This is a genomic window from Saprospiraceae bacterium (genome assembly GCA_016713025.1).
Taxonomy (GTDB): domain Bacteria; phylum Bacteroidota; class Bacteroidia; order Chitinophagales; family Saprospiraceae; genus OLB9.
Map to the genome: position 1 here is coordinate 742,614 of JADJPZ010000004.1, position 21,955 is coordinate 764,568.

Genomic DNA, 21,955 nt, shown 5'->3' on the forward strand with positions numbered 1-21,955 from the left:
AAGTACATATATCAGTAGAATAATCAATGATGACTTAAAATCTAAATACCATGCAAAAATAAAAATTATGTCGATCAAAACAAACAGCGATTCCTTGATGAGTTGCTTGTAATATTAAAAATACCTTCTATTAGTGCTGACCCAGCATTCAAATCTGAGGTAGCAAAAACAGCAGATGTCGTGGCTGATAGCCTCAATAAGGCCGGGTGCAGTCATGTCAAAGTGTACCCAACCAAGGGACACCCCATCGTGTATGGGGAACATATAATTAATTCTGAATTGCCTACCATTTTGGTGTATGGCCATTATGATGTTCAACCTCCGGATCCTTTAGAATTATGGCATAGTCCACCATTTGAACCTGTCATCAGAAAAACTGAAAAGCACCCTGATGGTGCTATCTTTGCAAGAGGATCATGCGACGACAAGGGACAATTCTATATGCATGTAAAAGCTTTTGAAGCGATGGTGCAAAATCATGCACTGACCTGTAATGTCAAATTTATGATCGAAGGAGAAGAAGAAGTGGGGTCTGTAAATCTTGGTCCTTTTTGTAAGGAAAACAGTGAAATGCTCAAGTGCGATGTGGTATTGATTTCTGATACTTCTATCCTGGGTAATGATATCCCTTCGATCACAGTTGGTTTAAGGGGGTTAAGTTATGTCGAGGTGGAGGTAGTCGGTGCCAATAAGGACCTTCATTCAGGAGTTTACGGAGGTGCTGTTGCCAATCCCGCACAAGTGCTTTGTGATATGATTGCTTCCCTCAAAGATGAAAACAAACATATCACCATTCCTGGGTTTTATGATGACGTGGAGGTCGTTTCAGATGAAGAAAGAGCAGCTATGAACAAAGCGCCTTTTGACAAAGTGAAATATATGCATGACCTGGGTATTGAAGCAACCATGGGAGAAAATGGTTATACCGTGCTTGAGCAAACATCTATTCGCCCCACTCTGGAAGTCAATGGTATTTGGGGTGGGTACATAGGAGAAGGTGCAAAAACTGTCCTTCCTGCCAAAGCCTTTGCCAAAATAAGTATGAGGTTGGTGCCCAACCAGAAAAGTGATAAAATCACGGAATTGTTCAAAATCTATTTTGAATCCATTGCACCTCCAGGAGTTAAAGTTATAGTCCGCCCACACCACGGTGGAGAAGCAGCTGTGACTCCATCAGATACGCCAGAATATAAAGCTGCCGCTATGGCCATGAAAGAATCTTATGATAAAGATCCTATTCCTGTAAGAGGTGGAGGTAGTATTCCAATAGTAGCCTTATTTGAAAAGTATTGGGTGTAAAAACCGTACTTATGGGATTCGGACTAGATTCTGATGACATCCACTCACCCAATGAGCATTATGGCTTGTTTAATTTCTACAAAGGAATAGAAACTATTCCTTACTTTCATAAGTATTATAAGGAACTGAAGAAAGATGATAAATAATTAATTAGATGAGAGTTTTTATAGTGGATAAAACCAAGCAGCAAAACTAATTGGTATCTGAACCTAGACATTAGTCGTTAATTATTGGATTAGCTTGAGGAAGTTTTTGAACGGAAAAGAAAAAAAATTGCAGCCCGTAGGATGACCGAACGGTGCGTTAGCACAGCATTGAACGATTTCAATGCTGAGTGAGGGAACTGCAAACCACGGCTTGCAGCATCGACAATATCAAAGGGTTCGATTCCAAAAAGGGGAAAAAAAAAGTCACTCAAATGAGTGACTTTTATGCAGCCCGTAGGATGACCGAACGGTGCGTTAGCACAGCATTGAACGATTTCAATGCTGAGTGAGGGAACTGCAAACCACGGCTTGCAGCATCGACGATATCAAAGGGTTCGATTCCACAAAGGGCAAAAAAAAAGTCACTCAACTGAGTGACTTATATGCAGCCCGTAGGGGAATCGAACCCCTGTTTCTAGAATGAAAATCTAGCGTCCTAACCGCTGGACGAACGGGCCAAAATAATGCTTTTCTTTAAAAGCGACGCAAAGATAGATACATTAGCCAATTTACAAAACAGAAAACAATCTTTTTTTTAAAATTATCTTTTTATCAGACTAATATCAAGTACAATATCTGAGCAAACAATATTTTTAAAACTAAGGAAATGGGAAACATAAAAGAATACCCGATGCCTGGAACCCTGTTTTTCGTAATATCAGTGGCAAAATCCAATATTGCCGGCTGGTTGGCCGAAAACCCAAGTAAGAGGGAGTAAGGGATTTTGATCAGTTTGTATCCAATCCAAAGACTCAGCATAGCCGAAACTATACTCAGCATGGTTCCAGCTGCAAAAATCTGAATCCAGGCTCCATCATTCAGACTCTGTAAAAGTGTGTTGCCTGACCTGATCCCTATTACAGCAAGTAAAAGGGTGAGTCCCAACTGATTGAGCGTTACGTTTGATCCATAAGGCAATGTCCATACTATCGGGCCGGTTCGCCGGAGAGTACCCAGGATTAATCCCATGATCAGAGGTCCGCCTGCAAAACCAAATTTAAATACCAAACCACCGGGTAATGTAAATTCTATCATCCCTAAGATAAGACCTAATGCCAGCCCAATCCCGAAGGAAAACAAATCTATTTTATTGGATGCATAGTAGCTGTCTCCAAATAGTTTTTGAATGCTCTTAATGTCTTCCCGTCTTGCAACAAACCTGATTCGGTCTCCCGGTTCCAGGATAGTATCGCTTTTTGCAAGCATTTCGATATCGCCTCTCCGGATACGTGTTATCACAGCATTGTACTTTTCATGAAGATTCAATGAAGAAAGCTCTTTTCCCACCACATCAGGATTGGATACAAAAATTCTTACAATGTCATACTCTTTTCTATCATAAGTCATATTATTAATAGCTTCTTTGCCCATGACTCTTTGGGCTTCATCCAGTTCTTCCTGTGTGCCTACAATGATGACTGTATCACCAAGGCTCAATTTGATGTCAAAATTTGACAATACAGTGCCATGAATCTTACTATCTATTCTGCCAAAAACGATGTTCCAATTGTACTCACTTATGATATCACGAAGTTGTTTTCCGGTCATTTCGCCATTTGTGATTTCAATTGCTCTACTGGTAAGATTTTCATCGAGAGGATATTCCTTTCGCAGCATTTGTTTTTCAGCATGATAATCTACTTTGAGAAATCGCTCCATGATTTTAATGGCTATCATTACACCCAGGACACCCATTGGATAAGAAAATGTATATCCTACCACCATATGTTGGATGGCATCGGTATTTCCTTTTTCCTTAAGATTGACCATGTCTATGACACCTGCCAAAGCAGTTGTATTGGTCGAACTACCGGTATAAATCCCCACTATCGTCGCTTTGTCAAATCCCATAAGATAATAAATCACTATCGTCAGAAGGGCTGAAAGCAATAACATTAATAACACAAAACCGATATCTCTCCACCCATTTTTATTGAAGGACTCAAAAAACGCCGGTCCTGATCTCAATCCTATGGTATAGACAAAAAAGATGATTCCGATCTGAAAGATGATCTCCGGTACGTTAAACAAAGGATTGGCAGCTCCAAAAGCAAGTCCTACAAAAAGCACTGCTGCCGTACCCAGACCTGTGCCTTTTATTCTAAAGTTTCCTACGAGATACCCAATTGCTATCACCAGAAATAGTAGAATCAAGGGATTTTCAATAAAATATGAACTCATAATCAATAAATAGCGTATGCTTTATTATCAACGAATTTTAGTAGTTTTGGTTGTATTTCTTCAAATCAAGCTGTCTGTTACATCCATTCTCATTCTCCATTCCTCCATGCTCCATGCTCCTTGCTCCATGCTCCCTTCCCCCTTCTCCCATCTCCCATAGTCCATCCTCCCTTCTCCGTGCTCCACATTCCTTTCTCCCTTCTCCCTTCTCCTTGTTCCATGCTCCTTCCTCCCTTCTCCATTCTCCCTTCTCCTTGTTCCATGCTCCTTTCTCCCTTCTCCCTTTTTCAAAGCCATACTTCAACAGCACCGCCTCCATTTTTTGAAAATGTAAATCTTATCTGGTGGTAATCCTTCAGAATGTGTTCTATTTCACTTTTCAGAACCCCTTGTCCCTTACCGTGTATTATAGTAATATGTGGATAATTTCTGTCTATAGCATCTCGGATAAATAGCCTGGTTTTTTCAAGTTGATAATCAAGTATTCTTCCTGATAACTCATTTTTCATATGTGGGGCCAGCTTTTCAATATGTAAGTCGATCGTGTGGTCAAATGATACTTTTATTGTTTTGTTGTCAGCCTTGATTATATTGTTTTCACGCTTCAGGTATTCATGAATGTCCGGAAAAACTTCCTTTTCAGGGACGATTTCAAGATTTTGAGCCGTTACTAAAAAAATCTTATTTTCATACTTAATTCGGGCTTTTCCTTCAGCATTTATACCCTCAAATATCCCAATCCTGCCTGAAGACTTGATCATGACTTTTTCTCCTGTCCAAAGTTCTTTCAGGTTCATATTTTTTATAAAAAGTCAAATTTTATCAACAAAACCTAAAATCTTATTTTTAGTTGTGTTTTTACCTCTGTTCTTGTATTGCCATTAATTAGTTCGTTGCCTGATCCGATCGTATTGACATTTTCAAAGTAAGTGCGGCCTATTCTGAATTCCCATGTGTAATTTCGTCCCAGCCTTAATCTTGTATTGATATAAAATCTGGATCCGCGATTTTGATAAAATGGAATAAAGAATTCATAAAGAATATCGTTTTCATAGGCGTATATTCGGGCATCAAAGCTATTGATGTCAAATATTGCATACCTTGCGGTAAATGAAAATGGTTTGGCAATGGGCTTGTACACCACATCCTGATAAAAAAGCATGCCTCTGGAATAGCTTGATTTTTCAAAGAAAGAAAATTCTGCACGGTCTCTGATTTCCCATTCTTTGGTAAGTTTGTAATTAAAATGTAACCTCAAGCGTTGCAGTGTGAGATGCTCAGGATAATCAATGATCCTTTCATTGCTGCTGTTGAGTTGTTTCTTTTCTATGCGGTATTGGACATAAAAATCCATTTTTCTTTTTTGAGTATATGCCAGCTTGATTAAAATTTCATTTCCATCTGTGAGTCCGTCTCTGCGGTATGTCACCCATGGATGAGACCAGACATCAGCATATGCACTTAGTGTTATATTTTTAAACGGTCTCATTTCCATACCAAGGTAAAATCCTTTTTCATTGATGGGTTGTGTGGATTCTCCAAAGGCATTTGCATTGAGTACCTGATAGTCCGGATCATAATTTCTGTATACAGCAGATACATCCAGTCTTCTGTCCAGTCCCATTAATACCCCGTGGATATGTGCTTGACCTCCGTTGTCACTAAATGCCCCTTCGCCAAAAAATGTTAAATTTTTATAACGCCATGTATAGTCGATGCTGCTGTTGATCAGAGTCTTACCATTGAAAAGATACTTTCTGTAAAGTGCATCGTCTCGAGTCAGAGTGGCATCAAATCCTGTGTAAAGTCCGTTTAATGCTATTTTGAAATCCCGGATTTTATACTCGATTTTTCCACCGACATTCGTTTGATGGATACTGTTTTTATTAGCCGCTTCAGTTTCTGTACGATGAAAACCATCAAATCTTATTGACCCGAAAGCATCAAAGTCTGTGTTGTCAATAGAATCTCTGTCTACAGTGGCATCGATAGGTTTATAAGAAATAAAAGCTGCTGCCTGGATAGATCTCGCTAAGTTAATGACAGCACCGGCACCCCTGAAAAAGTTAACTTCATTTACAGAGCTGTAGGGTCTTATCATTCTGCCGGCTTTCTTTACATTCATCACATAGGAAGATTTGCCGGCACCAAAGTCATTATGCAGTATTAATCCCTGACCCATACTTACTGCAAAATCACCAAGAGATACGATACTCAAAGTCTTATTGATATCTTTAGCGTACGCAAACATTGAATAGAAATCAAAACCATACTTATTGTGATTTTTTAAAAACGGTTCACCCGGGTCTTTTTCCATTGTAATACCAGCTTTAAAGAGCTGCCCAAATTCAAACCGGTATCTGACATAGAGATGATTTGGATCTCCTATGTAAGGAGTAGATCCAGATGCGGATGGCAAAAATCCTTTCCTGTCTTCCAGGACTCTTTTACCTTTTAAAAACAGGGTAGATGTCCCGTTTTTAATAGCATCTTTAAAGTCAAGATTAAAATCCGCCGGAGCCACATCACATTTTAGAAAAGGGGTAACATTTTTTATGACACCCATATCCCATGATGGTAGTGATTGTAGCTCATATATACTAAGATATGATCCAAACTGTGTGCGATGTTTGATAAAGTCTGTGATCTGGATTTCATTCAACAGATATAATTCTCTAAGATCATTTTCTGTAGCCTGATTGATATTCAGCGGATTTTCGTAGTAATGATTTAGATTTTCAAATATAGTATTGTAATCAAAGTTTTCAGCATCTGTTGATTCCAGAAAGTCTTCAATGATATTTGAAATAATATTATTGGACTGAGATTCATCCTGCCCGGTAACAGGATCGGTCCGGAAAATAGAATAACATATGAATAATATAATAAATCTCATGTTTGAATAACTTGGGGTAAAACTAATGAAATTCGTAAGAATATCAGAAATTGGTATGAAAAAATAACCAAATCGAGTTAATTTATTTAGAAAATTTCTAAATAACAAGAAACATATTATAAAAATTGTAATTACACTTTCAGTATTTTACTTTTGTGGCAATTTTAATTCAAAAAAGTCTAATTATATATCTATTCTTCATAAAATATATATTAAAAAAACATTAATGAAGGTTTATAAGTTTTTAAGTATCAGACTAATAGCCATCATGTCAATATTGATATGGTCGGCTCTTTCCATTTCTGCTCAGGTTTCTGCAGACGCGGGGAAAGAACTTTTTAAAGCCAATTGTGCAGCTTGTCACGCCAAAGACATGCGTTCTGCAGCTACGGGTCCGGCTTTGGGAGGATCCCAAGCACTTTGGGGTGATGATGAAGCGCTTTATGCATGGATCAGAAATTCTCAGGCGATGATCAAAAAGGGCCACCCTAGGGCTGTTGAACTTTGGAATAAGTACAAGCCTGTCGTGATGACAAATTTTGAAAAGCTGACTGATGATGAGATCGGAAGCATCTTAGCTTATGTCAATGGTACCTATGATGGAACCCTTGGCCCTGTAAAGAGCACAGCTTCATCTGCAAAAAAAGAAGAACCTAAAAGTCAGTTACCCTTATATCTTATTATAGCTGCTGTGCTGGCTGTTCTTGCACTTTTACTCACAAAAATAATTTCAAATCTCAACCAAATAGCAGCTGCAAGAGAAGGACGTCATGAAGAAGCAAAGACAATAGGACAGATTTTAACTTCAAAAGGAGTTGTCACATTTCTTATATTTGCTGCTATCATATTTGGTGCTTACACCACTGTCAATAAAGCAACTGAGCTGGGCAGACAGGAAGGATATGCGCCAGATCAACCTATAAAATTTTCACATGCTACTCATGCTGGTGTCAATAAAATTGATTGTCAATACTGTCATGATAGTGCGAGAAGATCGAAGCATTCGTCAATTCCGGGCACAAATACTTGTATGAATTGTCATGCAGCCATCAAAAACGGAAGTCAGTATGGAACAGCAGAAATTACTAAGATTTATGCCTCGATAGGTTATGATCCGGCTACAAACAAATATATTGAAGATTATGAATCTAAATCGGAAGAAGATATAAAGGCTATTTTTACAAAATGGATAGGGGACGAATACAAACGAGTTAAAGAAAAAGGTGATTTGGATAGTGAAGGCGAAAGAGTGGTAGCTCAACAGTGGGCTGATATCAAAAAATCATTGACCAACGATCAGAAAAAACAAATCCAGGGCCCGATAGAGTGGACAAGAATACACAATTTGCCTGATCACGTTTATTTCAATCACTCTCAGCACGTCACTGTTGGAAAGTTGGAGTGCCAGACTTGTCATGGAAAAGTTGAAGAAATGGAAGTATTGAAGCAAATGTCCCCGTTATCTATGGGATGGTGTATCAATTGCCACAGGCAAACGGAAGTCAAATTCAAAGACAATGCTTATTATGCAAATTACACGAGATATCACGAAGAATTAGCTTCAGGTAAACGTGACAAAGTGACTGTATCTGACATCGGAGGTCTGGAATGTCAAAAGTGCCATTATTAATCATACTCAAACTGAGTAAAATTTTAATTACAAATAACAATCCTGAATATATAAATGAAAAATCAATCAGATAATATTTGGATAGGTCAGAAAGACCTTACGAGGGATGAAGAATTTATGCAGTTGGCTGAACAGGAGTTTGCAGAAGAACAAGTCAGTTATGCTGATATGACTTCCAATCTTTCCGGTAACAGAAGGGACTTTCTTAAATTTTTGGGTTTTGGTCTCGGTGCTGCCACAGTTGCAGCCGGTTGTGACATTCCGGTCAAAAGAGCCATACCATATGTAGTAAAACCTGACACAATTGTACCGGGTATAGCTAATTATTATGCTTCCACATTTGTAAATGGTGGTGACTATTGTCCGGTGCTTGTAAAAACCAGAGAAGGAAGACCTATTAAAATAGAAGGAAACGATCTCTCATCCATCACTGGTGGTGGTACATCCGCCCGAGCTCAGGCTTCTGTTTTGAGCCTCTATGATACCAATAGATTTTCAGGACCAAAAATCAAAGATGGTGCGGGTTGGAAAGACTCCAGCTGGAGTGAAATGGATAAACTTGCCGTTACGACCATTTCTGCATCCAATAATATCAGACTCGTTACCAATACCATAATGAGTCCAACAGCAAAAAAAGCAATTGCTGAGTTTTCTGCAAAATATCCAAGTGTTAAAGTTGTCACTTATGATCCGGTTTCAGCCTCTGCATTGTTGGATGCCAATGAGCAAAATTTTGGCATCAGAGCCATTCCATCATATCATTTTGATAAGGCTGATGTGATCGTAAGTTTCAATGCAGACTTTTTGGGAACCTGGATTTCGCCAATAGAATATGCTGCTGCGTATGCAAAAGGCCGGAAGATAAATGATGTCACCAAAGCCAGAATGTCAAGACATATTCAGGTCGAAAACCATATGTCTCTCTCCGGATCAAATGCAGACAACAGAATCCTTGTAAAACCAAGTGAACAAGGTGTGGCAATCGCACATCTGTACAACGAAATCACAGGTTCAGGAGCTGGAGCTAATGGTCTGAATGCAAAAGCAAAAAAAGCATTGTCAAAAGTTGCAACCGAATTGAAAGCGGCTTCAGGTAAAGCATTGGTTGTAAGTGCATCGAACAATGTCAATGAACAATTGATGGTCAATGCGATCAATAATGCTCTGGGCAGTTATGGTACCACCATTGATATGGGGGCCACTTCCAATCAAAGACAAGGAAATGATAAAGCACTGAAAAGTCTTGTTGATGAAATCAAAACAGGCAGTGTAGATCTTATAATCTTTTGGGGTGCAAATCCTGTATATGACTCAGCATATAGTACTGACCTCGCAACTTCACTTGGAAAAGTAAAAAATAAAATTTCTTTTGCTGGTGTTAATGATGAGACAACGGATATGTGTACGGTGGTGGCTCCGGCGCATCATTTCCTGGAGGCGTGGGGCGATGTGGAGGCTAAAAATGGACATTTTACCCTTATTCAGCCTACTATTGCACCATTGTTTGATACCAGACAAGCAGAGCTTTCGCTTTTGATTTGGGCAGGAAGTGCCAATGTCGATTTGACAAAAGACCAGCCTTACTACGAATACCTCAAGCAATCCTGGAATACAAGTCAGTTTAAAGCTCAAAATGAATTCAGTTCATTTCAGGCATTTTGGGATAATGCTGTGCATGATGGAGTATTTATTGCCGGAAATGGCGGGGCACCTTCCTACAAGAGCGCAGTAATCGGAGAAGTGACAAAACCTGTGAGTGCTGAACTGGAAATATCATATTACGAAACAGTACATATGGCCAATGGTCAGTATTCAGGTAATCCATGGCTTATGGAAATGGCCGACCCGGTGACAAGAACAACCTGGGGCAACTATCTTGCAGTTCCTGTCAATTTTGATGGTGTAAAAACCATGGTAGGTTTTAATGATCTGGTAGATGGTGATTTAGTAGAATTGACTATAGGCAAAAAGACAGTAACATTACCTGTGGTTCAGCAGTTCGGTCAGATGCCTGGAACAGTATCTTTAGCATTGGGTTATGGAAGAACCTTGGCTGGAAATACAGGAACAAATGTTGGAGTCAACGTAAACGACAGTTTGACTGTTGGCGCTGATGGTCCTCAATATTATAACACAAAAGTTACAGTCTCTAATAAAAAAGGTAAAGAAAAAGATTTTTCTTGTGTACAGTATCATCACACAATTGGAGTAAAAGGTATAGATAAAGAGACAAATACAGAAATCAATGCTGATGAAGCCGCTTTAGTCTTCTTTGATTATTTCACAGGAGTAAAGGGATTTCAAGGCGCATTGACAGATAGGTCTGTGATATATACAGCCAATGTGAAAGAACTCAAAAATAGTGTAGAACACCTTCAAAAAAGGAGGAAACATGCACAACACCTGAATGAGCAACAAATATATGGTGGTTTTGACCACATGTATTCATTGGGTCATCATTGGGGAATGCATGTGGATCTAAATGCATGTATCGGCTGTGGTGCTTGTACAGTGGCCTGTATGTCAGAAAATAATGTACCTGTGGTTGGAAAGCATGAAGTAGCTATCCACCATGAGATGACCTGGTTACGGATAGACAGATACTATTATGGTGATGTTGAAAATCCTAATACTATCTATCAGCCTATGATGTGTCAGCATTGTGACAACGCTCCTTGCGAAAATGTATGTCCGGTAAATGCTACTAACCACAGTGCTGAAGGTCTCAATCAAATGGCATACAACAGATGTATCGGAACAAGATATTGTGCCAACAACTGTCCTTATAAAGTACGTAGGTTCAACTGGTTAGATTATACAAAAGCCGACATTTGGCCAGCTAATCAACCCAGACTTCAGCAAGAAAATGTACCATTTATGGCAGATAATCTCACAAGAATGGTATTGAATCCTGACGTTACTGTAAGATCAAGAGGAGTGATTGAAAAATGTAGTTTCTGTGTGCAGAGAATTCAGGAAGGGAAACTTTCGGCCAAAACAGAAGGCAGGTTACTAACTGACAGAGATGTGAAGACTGCATGTCAGACTTCTTGTCCTACTGGTGCCATCACATTTGGTGATATGAATGATAAGAAAGGTGATCTGACTTCAAAGTTGGAGTCGCCACTCAATTATATAGCTTTGGAAGAAATCAACGTAAGATCTTCAGTTACTTATACCATGAAGGTCAATAACAGAGACAAATCCCTGGATGCTTAATTTATAATTTCATTTTAAAAAGATAATAACATTCTAAATATAAACAATGAGTGCTGTTGTAAGTCCAATTAGAAAACCTCTGATAACCGGTAATAAAACTTACCATCAGATTACAGAGGATTTGATATCACCAACTGAAAAGACACCAACCAAGGAGTGGATTATAGGTTTTATTTTATCGGTTGCTGTATTGACCTGGGGTGTGTTTTGTATTATATGGACCATTTGGGTTGGTATTGGTTCGTGGAATCTAAACCGTACCATAAACTGGTCATGGGATATTACCAACTTCGTTTGGTGGATCGGTATCGGTCATGCGGGTACCTTGATTTCTGCCATTCTTTTACTTTTCAGACAGAAATGGCGTACAGGAGTCAACAGGGCTGCAGAAGCTATGACGATTTTTGCTGTAATGTGTGCAGGGTTGTTTCCTTTGATACACATGGGACGTATTTGGCTGGCAATGTTTATCCTGCCTTATCCGAATACCAGAGGCCCGCTTTGGCCCAATTTTAACTCACCACTTCTTTGGGACGTATTTGCCATCTCGACTTATCTTACGGTTTCATTGTTGTTTTGGTACACGGGATTGGTTCCTGACTTTGCCACAGTAAGAGATAGAGCTAAAGGATTAAGAAGGAAAATTTATAACACACTTTCATTTGGATGGACCGGATCAGCAAAACATTGGCAAAGATGGGAATCTTTATCGTTGGTTCTTGCGGGTCTTTCGACTCCACTTGTACTTTCTGTGCACACGATCGTAAGTTTTGACTTCGCCACTTCTGTGATACCTGGCTGGCATACTACCATATTTCCTCCATACTTTGTAGCAGGAGCGATTTTCTCTGGTTTTGCTATGGTATTGACATTAATGATTATCACGCGAAAACTTTTGCATCTGGAAGACTACATCACAGTAGAGCACATTGAGTCCATGAATAAAGTGATACTTCTTACAGGTACTATTGTCGGTGTAGCTTATCTTACGGAATTGTTTATTGCCTGGTATTCAGGGTATGTTTATGAGCAGTTTGCTTTTTTCAACAGGGCTTTAGGACCCTACTGGTGGTCATATTTCGGCATGATGTTTTGTAACGTGATTTCACCTCAGTTTTTCTGGAAAAAATCATGGAGAAGAAACATTACGTTAACATTTTTCCTTTCCATAGTAGTTAATATCGGGATGTGGTTTGAACGTTTTGTAATCATTGCCACTACATTGGCGAGAGATTATTTACCTTCAAGTTGGAGCTTATATTCTCCAAGTTGGGTTGAGATCGGTATTTATTTGGGTACATTTGGATTGTTCTTCACATGTTATCTGATTTTTGTAAGGGTGGCACCTGTGGTCGCAGTTGCAGAAGTTAAGGCCATCCTTAAATCCGCTGGTAACCAGTATGTAGGTGAAAATGCAACTCATAAACACCACAATCATGGTCATTCCAATACAGAACATCATTAAATAATATAAATAAACATTATAAATGGCACAAAATAATCATAACACTGAAGTTATATATGGTCTATATGATGATGAAGAAGATCTGTTACATGCTGTAAAAACAGCCAAAAACAGTCATCTTGAAATACATGATGTTTTTTCTCCGTTTCCTGTGCACGGTTTGGATCCGATTCTGGGATTGGAAGAATCCAGATTACACCAGGCTGGGTTTATCTACGGTGCTTTGGGTACGTTGACCGCATTTTTAGGCATGACATGGATTTTTACCAAAGATTGGCCAAATATTTTTGGTGGCAAACCATATTGGTCCGTTCCTGCTTTTATACCGATTACTTTTGAGATGACAGTATTATTTTCAGCTATAGGAATGACTGTAACATTTTATATTATCAATGGTTTGGGTCCGGGAGTAGTCAATAAGCATTTGGACGACAGGATCACTGATGACAAGTTTTGTATAGCATTTGACAAATCTCAGGTAAGTGTAGAGAATGCGGAGGCATTCTTTAAGTCAACCGGGGCATCTGAGGTTAATTCTAAAACAATTTAAGAATAGAAATAATGAATATCAAATATCAAATTTTCGGATTTTTATTATTCATTGCGTTGATATCCATGTCATCATGTCAGTCTGCTGGCGTTAATAAGACAGGGAGCGAATATATGCCGGATATGGCGCATTCCGTGGCATACGAAGCCAATACTTATGGGTACTATTACAACAATAGATGGGGTAGTGAAGATGATCTTCATAAAATGGCTCAACCACGACAAGCTGTTGAAGGTACAATAGCTCGAGGTTACGTTGGTTCAAAAAGTGCAGGCACGGGAATATCTTACCATCCAAATGGCAGTGTTCCATACTATTATGCGAATACGGAAGAAGACAGAACCAGAGCTATAGCTGAAATTTCTAAAAATCCTTTTCCTATTACAAAAGCAAGTCTGGAAAACGGTAAGTTGCTCTACAATATACAGTGCGCCATATGTCATGGTGAAAAAGCTGATGGTGCGGGCTACCTTGTAAGAGATGATGGTGGAAAATATCCGGTACAACCAGCTAATTTATTGTCAGATGAGTTTGTTGCTGCATCCAATGGCAGATATTATCATACGCTCATCTATGGTCGAAATTTGATGGGAGGATACTCAGACAAACTTTCTTATGAAGAAAGATGGAACGTAATACAGTATATCAGGTCTTTACAAGCAGCAAGCAAAAAGTTGGAGTACAATGAAAAGATAAACACATTCAATACTACGGACACTCCATACAGCGTAGTTGCAGTTCAAAAGGCTGCTGCCAATGTCGTCATAGCAACTCCCACTGAAGAAGCCATGAAGCAGGAAACAAAAAAAAGTGAACATTAAATTTTAATAGATAAAAAGTAATATAACGATATGAACCAATATACAATGACTTCCGGGCACCGCAATGTTTTATTTGGTGCCATGGGTATAGGTTTGATCTGTATGATTTTAACCTGGATCGGAGATGATGTTCACCATACCAGATTTTGGAGTAATTTTTTGCATAATTCTGTGTTTTTTACTATGATATCTGCAATGGCATTATTTTTCATTGCCGCATGTATCACAGCTTATGCTGGCTGGCATACTACTTTTAAGAGAATCTGGGAGGCTTATTCTATGTTTTTATTGGTAGGCCTTGGATTGATACTAATCGTTGGCTTGGGTGTATATATGCACTGGCATCATCTGTATCACTGGAATGTGGAAGAAGACGTAGCTAATGATCCTATTTTGAAAGGTAAGGCTTCTTTCCTCAACAAGAATTGGTACTTCTTCGGTACCTTAATTTTTGTGGGTGCTTGGGCATTTATTGCTCATAAACTGCGATCACTGTCTTTGGAAGAAGATAAATCAGGTAATGCTTCCTTTGCTCAACACAAATCCATGAGAGTTTGGGCCGCGGCACTCCTTCCTATTATAGGTTTTACAAGTGCTGCTTTGATATGGCAATGGGTGATGAGTGTGGATGCACACTGGTATAGTACACTCTTTGCTTGGTACTCCACTGCAAGTGCTTTTGTTTCTATGATTGCTCTTACTATACTTCTAATCATATTTCTGAAATCTAACGGGTATTATGGGGAAGTGAATGAAAACCATCTTCATGACTTAGGTAAGTTTTTATTTGCTATCAGTGTATTTTGGACTTACCTATGGTTTTCTCAATTTATGTTGATATGGTATGCCAATATCGGTGAAGAAACCATTTATTTTAAAGAAAGATATAATAATTATCCGGCATTGTTTTTTGGTAACCTAATCATAAACTTTTTGGTTCCTTTCTTTGTATTGATGCGGAATGACACTAAAAGAAAGTATGGATCACTGAGTTTTGTAGCCATAGTAGTTTTGTTGGGACATTGGATAGATTATTTCCTGATGATAAAGCCCGGAGCTTTGATCAATGCAAGTCATTCTCACGGTCATGCTGAAGATCATGGCGGAGATGCAGCTCATGCAGCAGGTCACGGTGCAGAACATGTTTCGAATTTTGTTGCAGGTTTTTCGATGCCTGGTTTGCTTGAGATTGGTACATTCATTGGCTTTTTAGGATTGTTTATGTATGTTTCATTGATAGTTTTATCAAAATCTGCTTTGGTACCCAAAAATGATCCATATCTGGATGAAAGCATGCATCATCATGTTATATAACAAAAATAAATTGATTAAAAGACAAATATTATAAAAGATGACTTATTTAGTAGCTTTTGGAATAATATTCCTTCTTGCAGTCATAGTAATACAGATAGGTAAATTATCTGAACTTGCTGCCAAAATCAGAGGGGAAGAAGTAGTAGAAAGAGCAAGCAATGATACTCAGGGAAAGGCTTTAATGGTCTTTATGGTGGTATTTTTAGTAGGCTGTGTAGCATCTGCTATATACTATAAAAATGACATGTTAGGTTATGGCCCTTTGACATCTGCGTCAGCTCATGGATTTGAGCTGGATCATATTTTTAATGTCACTTTGTTTTTTACTGGCATTGTATTCATAATTACACATATTGTCTTGTTTTGGTTTGCTTACAAATACAGAAGTCTTGATAAGAGAAAAGCTTTATTTTTTGCACACGATTCAAAACTGGAAATGATCTGGACTATTGTTCCAGCAGTAGTTATGACATATCTGGTTGCCAACGGACTTATAGCCTGGAATAATATTTTTCCTACACTTACAGAAGAAGATAAACATATTGAAATTGAAGCCACAGGGTACCAATTTGCCTGGGACATAAGATATCCCGGTTCTGACGGAAAACTTGGAAATAAAGATTTCAGACTCATTGACCCGGCCACTAACTCCCTTGGTATTGACTGGAAAGACGAAGCATCAGTGGACGATATTATCTTAGGTGGAGCTGATAAGATTGTTTTGCCAAAGGATTCTTTGATAAAAGTGAGAATAACTGCAAAAGATGTGTTGCACAACTTTTACCTTCCGCATTTCAGGGTGAAAATGGACGCTGTACCCGGCTTACCAACTTCGTTTATCTTCACTCCTGTTTTGACGACAAAAGAGTTCAGAGAACAATTGAGTAAATATCCTGAGTGGCAGGTACCATCTGACCCTAATGATCCGGAAGGCCCTAAAAAATGGGAGACTTTTGAATTTGAACTTGCCTGTGCTGAATTATGTGGTAAAGGTCACTACTCTATGAGAAGGCTGGTAGAAATAGTAACTCGTGACGAATTTAATACCTGGTTGGCTGGTCAAAAACCATATTATGCATCCAATATAAGAGGAACCGAAAAAGATCCTTGGGATGGTAAAAAACTTTTTCCTTATGAAATTAAAGCAAGAGGTTTTGAACTAAGATCTGCTGTGGCACGATATGTTGATGATACAACGGGAACGATGAGTAATATCATCAATCTTGACCATGTTTTTTACAATACAGGATCGTCAGATCTCAATTCTGAAATTTCAAAACATGAACTTGACAATCTGGTAACACTTATGGGAAGGTTTCCAAAATTGCGAGTTGAATTGGCAGGGCACACTGACAATGTAGGTGATGCTGCTGCAAACCTTCAATTGTCAAATGCAAGAGCCGATAAAGTCAAAGCTTATTTAGTTGAAAAGGGTGTAGCAACAGCTCGAATGATTGCTAAAGGGTATGGACAAGGCGCTCCTTTGGAATCTAATGATACACCTGCAGGCAGAAAGAAAAACAGAAGAACTGAACTTAAAATTTTATCAAAATAAAAATTTGTAAAAATTAGTTATTATGTCGAATGTAACGCACATAGAACAAGATGCCCTGATTCGTGATAATGGTTATAATGATCACTTTCATGACCATCATCATGGGGATAAGTACCAAACCAATTTTATCTTCCATTACATATTCTCAATGGATCATAAGATAATAGCCAGACAATTTTTGATCACCGGAATTATTTGGGCAATTATCGGAGCTGCCATGTCTGTGGTTTTTAGACTTCAATTGGGTTTTCCTGAGGAGAGTCTGACATGGATTAAGCCATTCTTGGGAAAATGGATCGTAGTTGATCCTACTACTGGAATTGGAAAATTGGCTCCGGAATTTTATTACGCCTTAGTTACCATGCACGGTACGATCATAGTATTCTTTGTATTGACTGCCGGATTAAGTGGTACTTTTAGTAATCTATTGATCCCCTTACAGATCGGGGCAAGGGATATGGCTTCACCATTCCTTAATATGCTGTCATATTGGTTTTTCTTTTTAGCTGGTATTGTGATGTTTTATTCACTATTTCTCAGTACAGGACCGTTCTCTGGTGGTTGGGTGGCATATCCTCCACTAAGTGCTTTGCCACAGGCATCTTCAGGATCAGGTACAGGTATGACGCTGTGGTTAGTGAGTCTTACATTATTTGTGGTTTCAGTTTTACTGGGTGGTATCAATTACATAACCACTATACTTAACCTCAGAACGAAAGGTATGACTATGTGGAGAATGCCGCTTCCTATTTGGGCATTTTTTGTAACTGCGATACTAGGTTTATTGTCATTTCCTGTACTGGCGTCAGGATTCTTTATGTTGATTTTTGATAGAAGTCTTGGTACCAGTTTCTTTCTAAGTGATATATTTATTGCTGGTCAGGCTTTAGACAGAGTAGGAGGTAGCCCCATATTGTATCAGCATCTATTCTGGTTTTTAGGTCATCCTGAGGTATATATTATTATCTTACCAGCTATGGGATTGACTTCTGAAGTATTGTCTGTTCATGCGAGAAAACCTATATTTGGTTACCGTGCTATGGTGTATTCCATTATGGCCATTGGTTTCCTTTCATTTATTGTTTGGGCACACCACATGTTTATGGCAGGTGTCAACCCTTTTATTTCTAACTTTTTTGTAGTTTTTACCTTAATAATAGCTGTTCCGTCTGCCGTTAAGGTGTTCAACTGGATTACGACTCTTTATGGCGGTAATCTCCGACTCAATACTCCGATGTTGTTTGCCATAGGATTTGTTTCCATGTTTATCTCAGGAGGTCTTACTGGGATATTTTTAGGAAACTCTGCTATTGATATTCAGATGCATGATACCTATTTTGTAGTTGCACACTTTCATATAGTAATGGGTGTTGCTGCATTTTTTGGTATGTTTGCCGGTGTGTATCATTGGTATCCAAAGATGTACGGAAGATTTATGAATGAAACATTGGGTAAGATACATTTTTGGGGAACCATGATCTGTGCTTATGCTATTTTCTGGCCGATGCACTATATAGGTATGGCAGGAGTTCCACGACGATACTATTCTTTTGATGCTTTTGATGCATTTAAACATTTTACTGAAATGAATAAATTCATCACCATTTTTGCCATTATAGCCTTTTTTATACAACTGGTCTTTGTCATCAATTTCTTCTACAGTATTTGGAAAGGCAAAAAAGTCAAGTCTCAAAATCCGTGGGAAGCTACCACATTGGAGTGGACAACACCTATCGAGCCGATACACGGAAACTGGCCTGGTAATCTTCCCGTTGTGCACAGATGGGCGTATGACTATAACAAAGATGAGCGGGAATTTGTACAACAGCACATCCCTTTGAAAGAAGGTGAAGTGGGTGACCATTGATCTGGAAAAATAATATCACATCTTGAAAAATAATTCGATATACACAGCATCCGTTCCACAACATCGAGCCTTTGCAGGTAAGATAAGGGATTACGTTATGCTCGTAAAGATGAGGTTGAGTATAGTTGTAGTCTTTTCTTCACTGATGGGTTACTTTATTGCATCCGGTGGAGATGCTACATTTTCAAGAGGCGTTTTACTCGCTTTTGGTGGACTTTTAGTCACTTTCGCTGCTAATGCTTTAAATCAGGTTCTTGAAAAAGATTTTGATATACTTATGACAAGAACAGCTGACAGACCTGTAGCCACTGGCCGCATGAAGTCGTCCGAAGCTGTCATGTTTGCTGGTTTAGCGTGCTTAGTTGGTATAAGTATATTGGCTTCATTCAATCCTGTGACAGCCCTTCTTGGCATGATATCACTTATTATTTATGCATTTGTGTACACCCCATTGAAGAGGTATAGTACGCTGGCAGTAGCTGTTGGTGCTATTCCCGGTGCATTACCTGTCATGATCGGATTTGCAGCGCATGATGAGACTATCACTTACATGGCCTTAAGCATATTTACAATACAATTTTTGTGGCAATTTCCACATTTTTGGTCTATTGGTTTTTTAGGCTTTGATGATTATAATAGGGCGGGTTATAAACTGTTGCCGGTTAGAGATGAACAAATTGACAGAAACCTTGGCTTGTCTTCTATGTTTTACGCATTAATGTCTTTACCTGTTGCTGTGTTCATGTTTATGTACCTCAATGTAAGTTTTACCAGTACTATTATAGTTTGTATAGCCGGTCTGATCTATATGTTATTCAGTTATCAATTGCATAAAATATTTGATCGTCCTTCTGCAATGAAGCTTATGTTTTATTCCTTTTTGTATCTACCTATTGTCTTACTTACATATTTATTATTTTAAGAAGGATGAATGACAATAATATAATGATAAATAAAAGGAATACTATCCACCCGCATAAGTTTGCTCTTTGGGCGGCTATGGCGAGTATTACCATGATGTTTGGCGCTTTTACATCAGCCTATATTGTAAAACAAGCTGCCGGAAATTGGCTTGAGTTTGCTATGCCAGTTGCGTTTTACATAAGTACACTTATGATTCTGATTTCGAGCATTACATTGCACATGTCTTTTAAAGCTTTTAAATCAGGTCTGGAATCCAGGTATAAATTGTTTTTGTCCATTACACTGTTAGCAGGTCTTGGATTTGTGGTATTGCAGTATTTTGGTTGGACTTCTTTGTACAAGATAGGAGTTGATCTCAAAGGTAATGTGTCAGGATCATTCTTTTATCTTCTTTCAGGTATACATGCGCTGCATGTTTTGGGTGGTATTGCAGCTTTATTGGTGGCTGTGCTTCATGCATTTACCTTAAAATTTAAAGTTACAGATCAAAGGATCAATAGATTTGACCTTGTGGTAAACTATTGGCACTTCGTTGATTTTTTATGGATATATCTTTTTATATTTTTATTAATAAGCAAATAAAAACACAGATAATATAATGGCTTCAGTATCAATAGCACAAGAACATGATCATGCACATACCACTGAGGGAGGCTCTTGGAAAGGAGGAAGCGAGCCGTTCAAAGCGTCTTATGGTAAACTCATGATGTGGTATTTTTTACTATCAGATGCCTTTACGTTTTCAGGTTTCCTGATTGCGTACGGTGCAATGAGATTCAGCGTACCTACATGGCCGGTTCCGGACTTTGTTTTCAGTACTTTTCCGGGTGGATTTCATCACAAGCCACTTTTGTTTGTTACTGTTATGACATTTATACTACTCGCCAGTTAATTTACAATGGTAAGGGCGGTACAGGAAGGTCATCGGGAAAATAAAAGTGGTGTTGTAAAGTGGATGCTGTGGACTATCGTCGGTGGACTTGCCTTCTTAGGTTGTCAGGCATGGGAATGGACCACATTGATGGGTGCGGAACATATGACTATCAAACAAAACCCTTTTGGCACACACACAGAAACAGGCGTTTATATGATGGGTGATGGTCATGATATCAAAGAAGGAGATACATTTAAGCCAGGGCAATCTTATCTGATTCATCAGCATGATGGAAAGTTTGCTCCATTGAAGTATAAAGTTACTGAAGGCCCTGATGCCGGTGTTGTCAAGGAACAACAAATGGGTCCTAAAGCCTTTGGTGCCTTATTTTTCTTCATTACAGGATTTCATGGGTTTCACGTATTGTCAGGTGTTGCATTTTTATTGATAATTTGTTTGAATGCAGCCACGGGTCTTTATGTTAAACGTAAAAATGGCTACGAAATGGTGGAGAAGATCGGATTGTACTGGCACTTTGTAGATTTGGTGTGGGTATTTGTTTTTTTATGTTTTTATCTTCTTTAATATTTTGTTTTAATTAATTAAAAAACTTGATCGATGGGACATTTATCATATGAAGCTTCTAAAAGTATTGCGACTACAACAATATTGAAACTTGCAGCAATAACGGTATTTGAAGTAGTTATGGCATTGCTTGGAAAGGGATACATTATTGATGGGGTACACTTTCCGTGGTACATTATGGCTATTTTGATGATAGGTATGAGTATAGTAAAAGCATACCTTATCATTTATGAATTCATGCATATGAAATATGAAGTGCCTGGCTTGGTTAAAACAGTTTTGCTTCCGACTTTGCTTCTGGTCTGGGCTGTTATTGCCTTTTTATATGAGGGAAATTACTGGAATGATTCAAGACAAGAGGTAATAAACAAAGTAAAAACAGAACTTCCGGCCGAAAATCCCAATCAAAGAAAGTAATGCTTTACTAAAAGCATTATAAAATTCCTTAATATAAGCCATTAGTTATTTGGTCTTGTTGTATTGTTTTAAGTGGGTTTGATCTGAATATAGAGATTTTATATTACAATTCAAACATTGTTAAATCAAGATTGTTTGTCTTAAAAAAATGT

Annotated in this window: 17 protein-coding genes, 1 tRNA gene and 1 pseudogene; 14 read left to right on the top strand and 5 right to left on the bottom strand. The window is 38.4% G+C overall.

Annotation, left to right across the window (positions count from 1 at the left end; genetic code table 11):
- Positions 1-45 precede the first annotated feature (45 nt).
- Positions 46-1,445 (top strand): annotated as a pseudogene (locus IPK35_09520) (dipeptidase).
- 446 nt (positions 1,446-1,891) lie between these two features.
- Here the strand turns inward: IPK35_09520 and IPK35_09525 are convergent.
- From IPK35_09525 to IPK35_09545, 5 genes are all read right to left on the bottom strand, one after another.
- Positions 1,892-1,963, bottom strand: a tRNA-Glu gene (locus IPK35_09525).
- A 94-nt stretch (positions 1,964-2,057) separates the two neighbouring features.
- Positions 2,058-3,686 carry a hypothetical protein gene (locus IPK35_09530; protein MBK8053493.1) on the bottom strand — a complete coding sequence of 543 codons (1,629 nt, stop codon included), beginning with the start codon at positions 3,684-3,686 and terminating at the stop codon, positions 2,058-2,060.
- Between the two features lie 37 nt (positions 3,687-3,723).
- Entirely contained in the window at positions 3,724-3,996 is a 273-nt protein-coding gene (locus IPK35_09535; protein ID MBK8053494.1) for a hypothetical protein, read from the bottom strand.
- Positions 3,974-4,483 (bottom strand): Smr/MutS family protein, encoded by a 510-nt coding sequence (locus tag IPK35_09540; protein ID MBK8053495.1) that lies wholly within the window; start codon positions 4,481-4,483, stop codon positions 3,974-3,976. Before IPK35_09540 ends, IPK35_09535 begins: the two co-directional genes overlap by 23 nt.
- A gap of 35 nt (positions 4,484-4,518) precedes the next feature.
- Entirely contained in the window at positions 4,519-6,582 is a 2,064-nt protein-coding gene (locus IPK35_09545; GenBank protein MBK8053496.1) for a helix-hairpin-helix domain-containing protein, read from the bottom strand.
- A 226-nt stretch (positions 6,583-6,808) separates the two neighbouring features.
- On the opposite strand from IPK35_09545, the gene IPK35_09550 reads away from it, so the two are divergent.
- The 13 genes from IPK35_09550 to IPK35_09610 all read left to right on the top strand — a co-directional run bounded on the left by IPK35_09550 (position 6,809) and on the right by IPK35_09610 (position 21,803).
- Positions 6,809-8,212, top strand: coding sequence for a c-type cytochrome (locus IPK35_09550; protein ID MBK8053497.1), 1,404 nt, complete (start codon positions 6,809-6,811; stop codon positions 8,210-8,212).
- A gap of 54 nt (positions 8,213-8,266) precedes the next feature.
- Positions 8,267-11,431 carry a TAT-variant-translocated molybdopterin oxidoreductase gene (locus tag IPK35_09555; GenBank protein ID MBK8053498.1) on the top strand — a complete coding sequence of 1,055 codons (3,165 nt, stop codon included), beginning with the start codon at positions 8,267-8,269 and terminating at the stop codon, positions 11,429-11,431.
- Positions 11,432-11,477: 46 nt separating this feature from the next.
- Positions 11,478-12,896: a polysulfide reductase NrfD gene (gene nrfD / locus IPK35_09560; protein ID MBK8053499.1), complete on the top strand. Its 1,419-nt coding sequence runs from the start codon at positions 11,478-11,480 to the stop codon at positions 12,894-12,896.
- Between the two features lie 22 nt (positions 12,897-12,918).
- On the top strand, positions 12,919-13,446 hold the full coding sequence (locus IPK35_09565) for a DUF3341 domain-containing protein (protein MBK8053500.1): 528 nt from the start codon (positions 12,919-12,921) through the stop codon (positions 13,444-13,446).
- Between the two features lie 11 nt (positions 13,447-13,457).
- Positions 13,458-14,267 carry a cytochrome c gene (locus IPK35_09570; GenBank protein MBK8053501.1) on the top strand — a complete coding sequence of 270 codons (810 nt, stop codon included), beginning with the start codon at positions 13,458-13,460 and terminating at the stop codon, positions 14,265-14,267.
- A gap of 30 nt (positions 14,268-14,297) precedes the next feature.
- Entirely contained in the window at positions 14,298-15,581 is a 1,284-nt protein-coding gene (locus IPK35_09575; GenBank protein ID MBK8053502.1) for a hypothetical protein, read from the top strand.
- A gap of 37 nt (positions 15,582-15,618) precedes the next feature.
- Entirely contained in the window at positions 15,619-17,136 is a 1,518-nt protein-coding gene (locus IPK35_09580; protein ID MBK8053503.1) for an OmpA family protein, read from the top strand.
- A 22-nt stretch (positions 17,137-17,158) separates the two neighbouring features.
- Positions 17,159-19,003, top strand: coding sequence for a cbb3-type cytochrome c oxidase subunit I (locus IPK35_09585; protein ID MBK8053504.1), 1,845 nt, complete (start codon positions 17,159-17,161; stop codon positions 19,001-19,003).
- A gap of 97 nt (positions 19,004-19,100) precedes the next feature.
- Positions 19,101-19,925: a protoheme IX farnesyltransferase gene (gene cyoE, locus IPK35_09590; protein MBK8053505.1), complete on the top strand. Its 825-nt coding sequence runs from the start codon at positions 19,101-19,103 to the stop codon at positions 19,923-19,925.
- A 5-nt stretch (positions 19,926-19,930) separates the two neighbouring features.
- Positions 19,931-20,509 carry a cytochrome c oxidase subunit 3 gene (locus IPK35_09595; protein MBK8053506.1) on the top strand — a complete coding sequence of 193 codons (579 nt, stop codon included), beginning with the start codon at positions 19,931-19,933 and terminating at the stop codon, positions 20,507-20,509.
- Positions 20,510-20,525: 16 nt separating this feature from the next.
- Complete coding sequence (locus IPK35_09600; protein MBK8053507.1) at positions 20,526-20,819, top strand: hypothetical protein; 294 nt, start codon at positions 20,526-20,528, stop codon at positions 20,817-20,819.
- A gap of 6 nt (positions 20,820-20,825) precedes the next feature.
- A complete protein-coding gene (locus tag IPK35_09605) occupies positions 20,826-21,386 on the top strand; it encodes a cytochrome c oxidase subunit 3 (GenBank protein MBK8053508.1) in 561 nt (186 codons plus the stop codon).
- A 33-nt stretch (positions 21,387-21,419) separates the two neighbouring features.
- The gene (locus IPK35_09610) at positions 21,420-21,803 is read left to right on the top strand and encodes a cytochrome C oxidase subunit IV family protein (GenBank protein ID MBK8053509.1); all 384 of its coding nucleotides are present in this window, start codon (positions 21,420-21,422) and stop codon (positions 21,801-21,803) included.
- Positions 21,804-21,955: the final 152 nt, after the last annotated feature.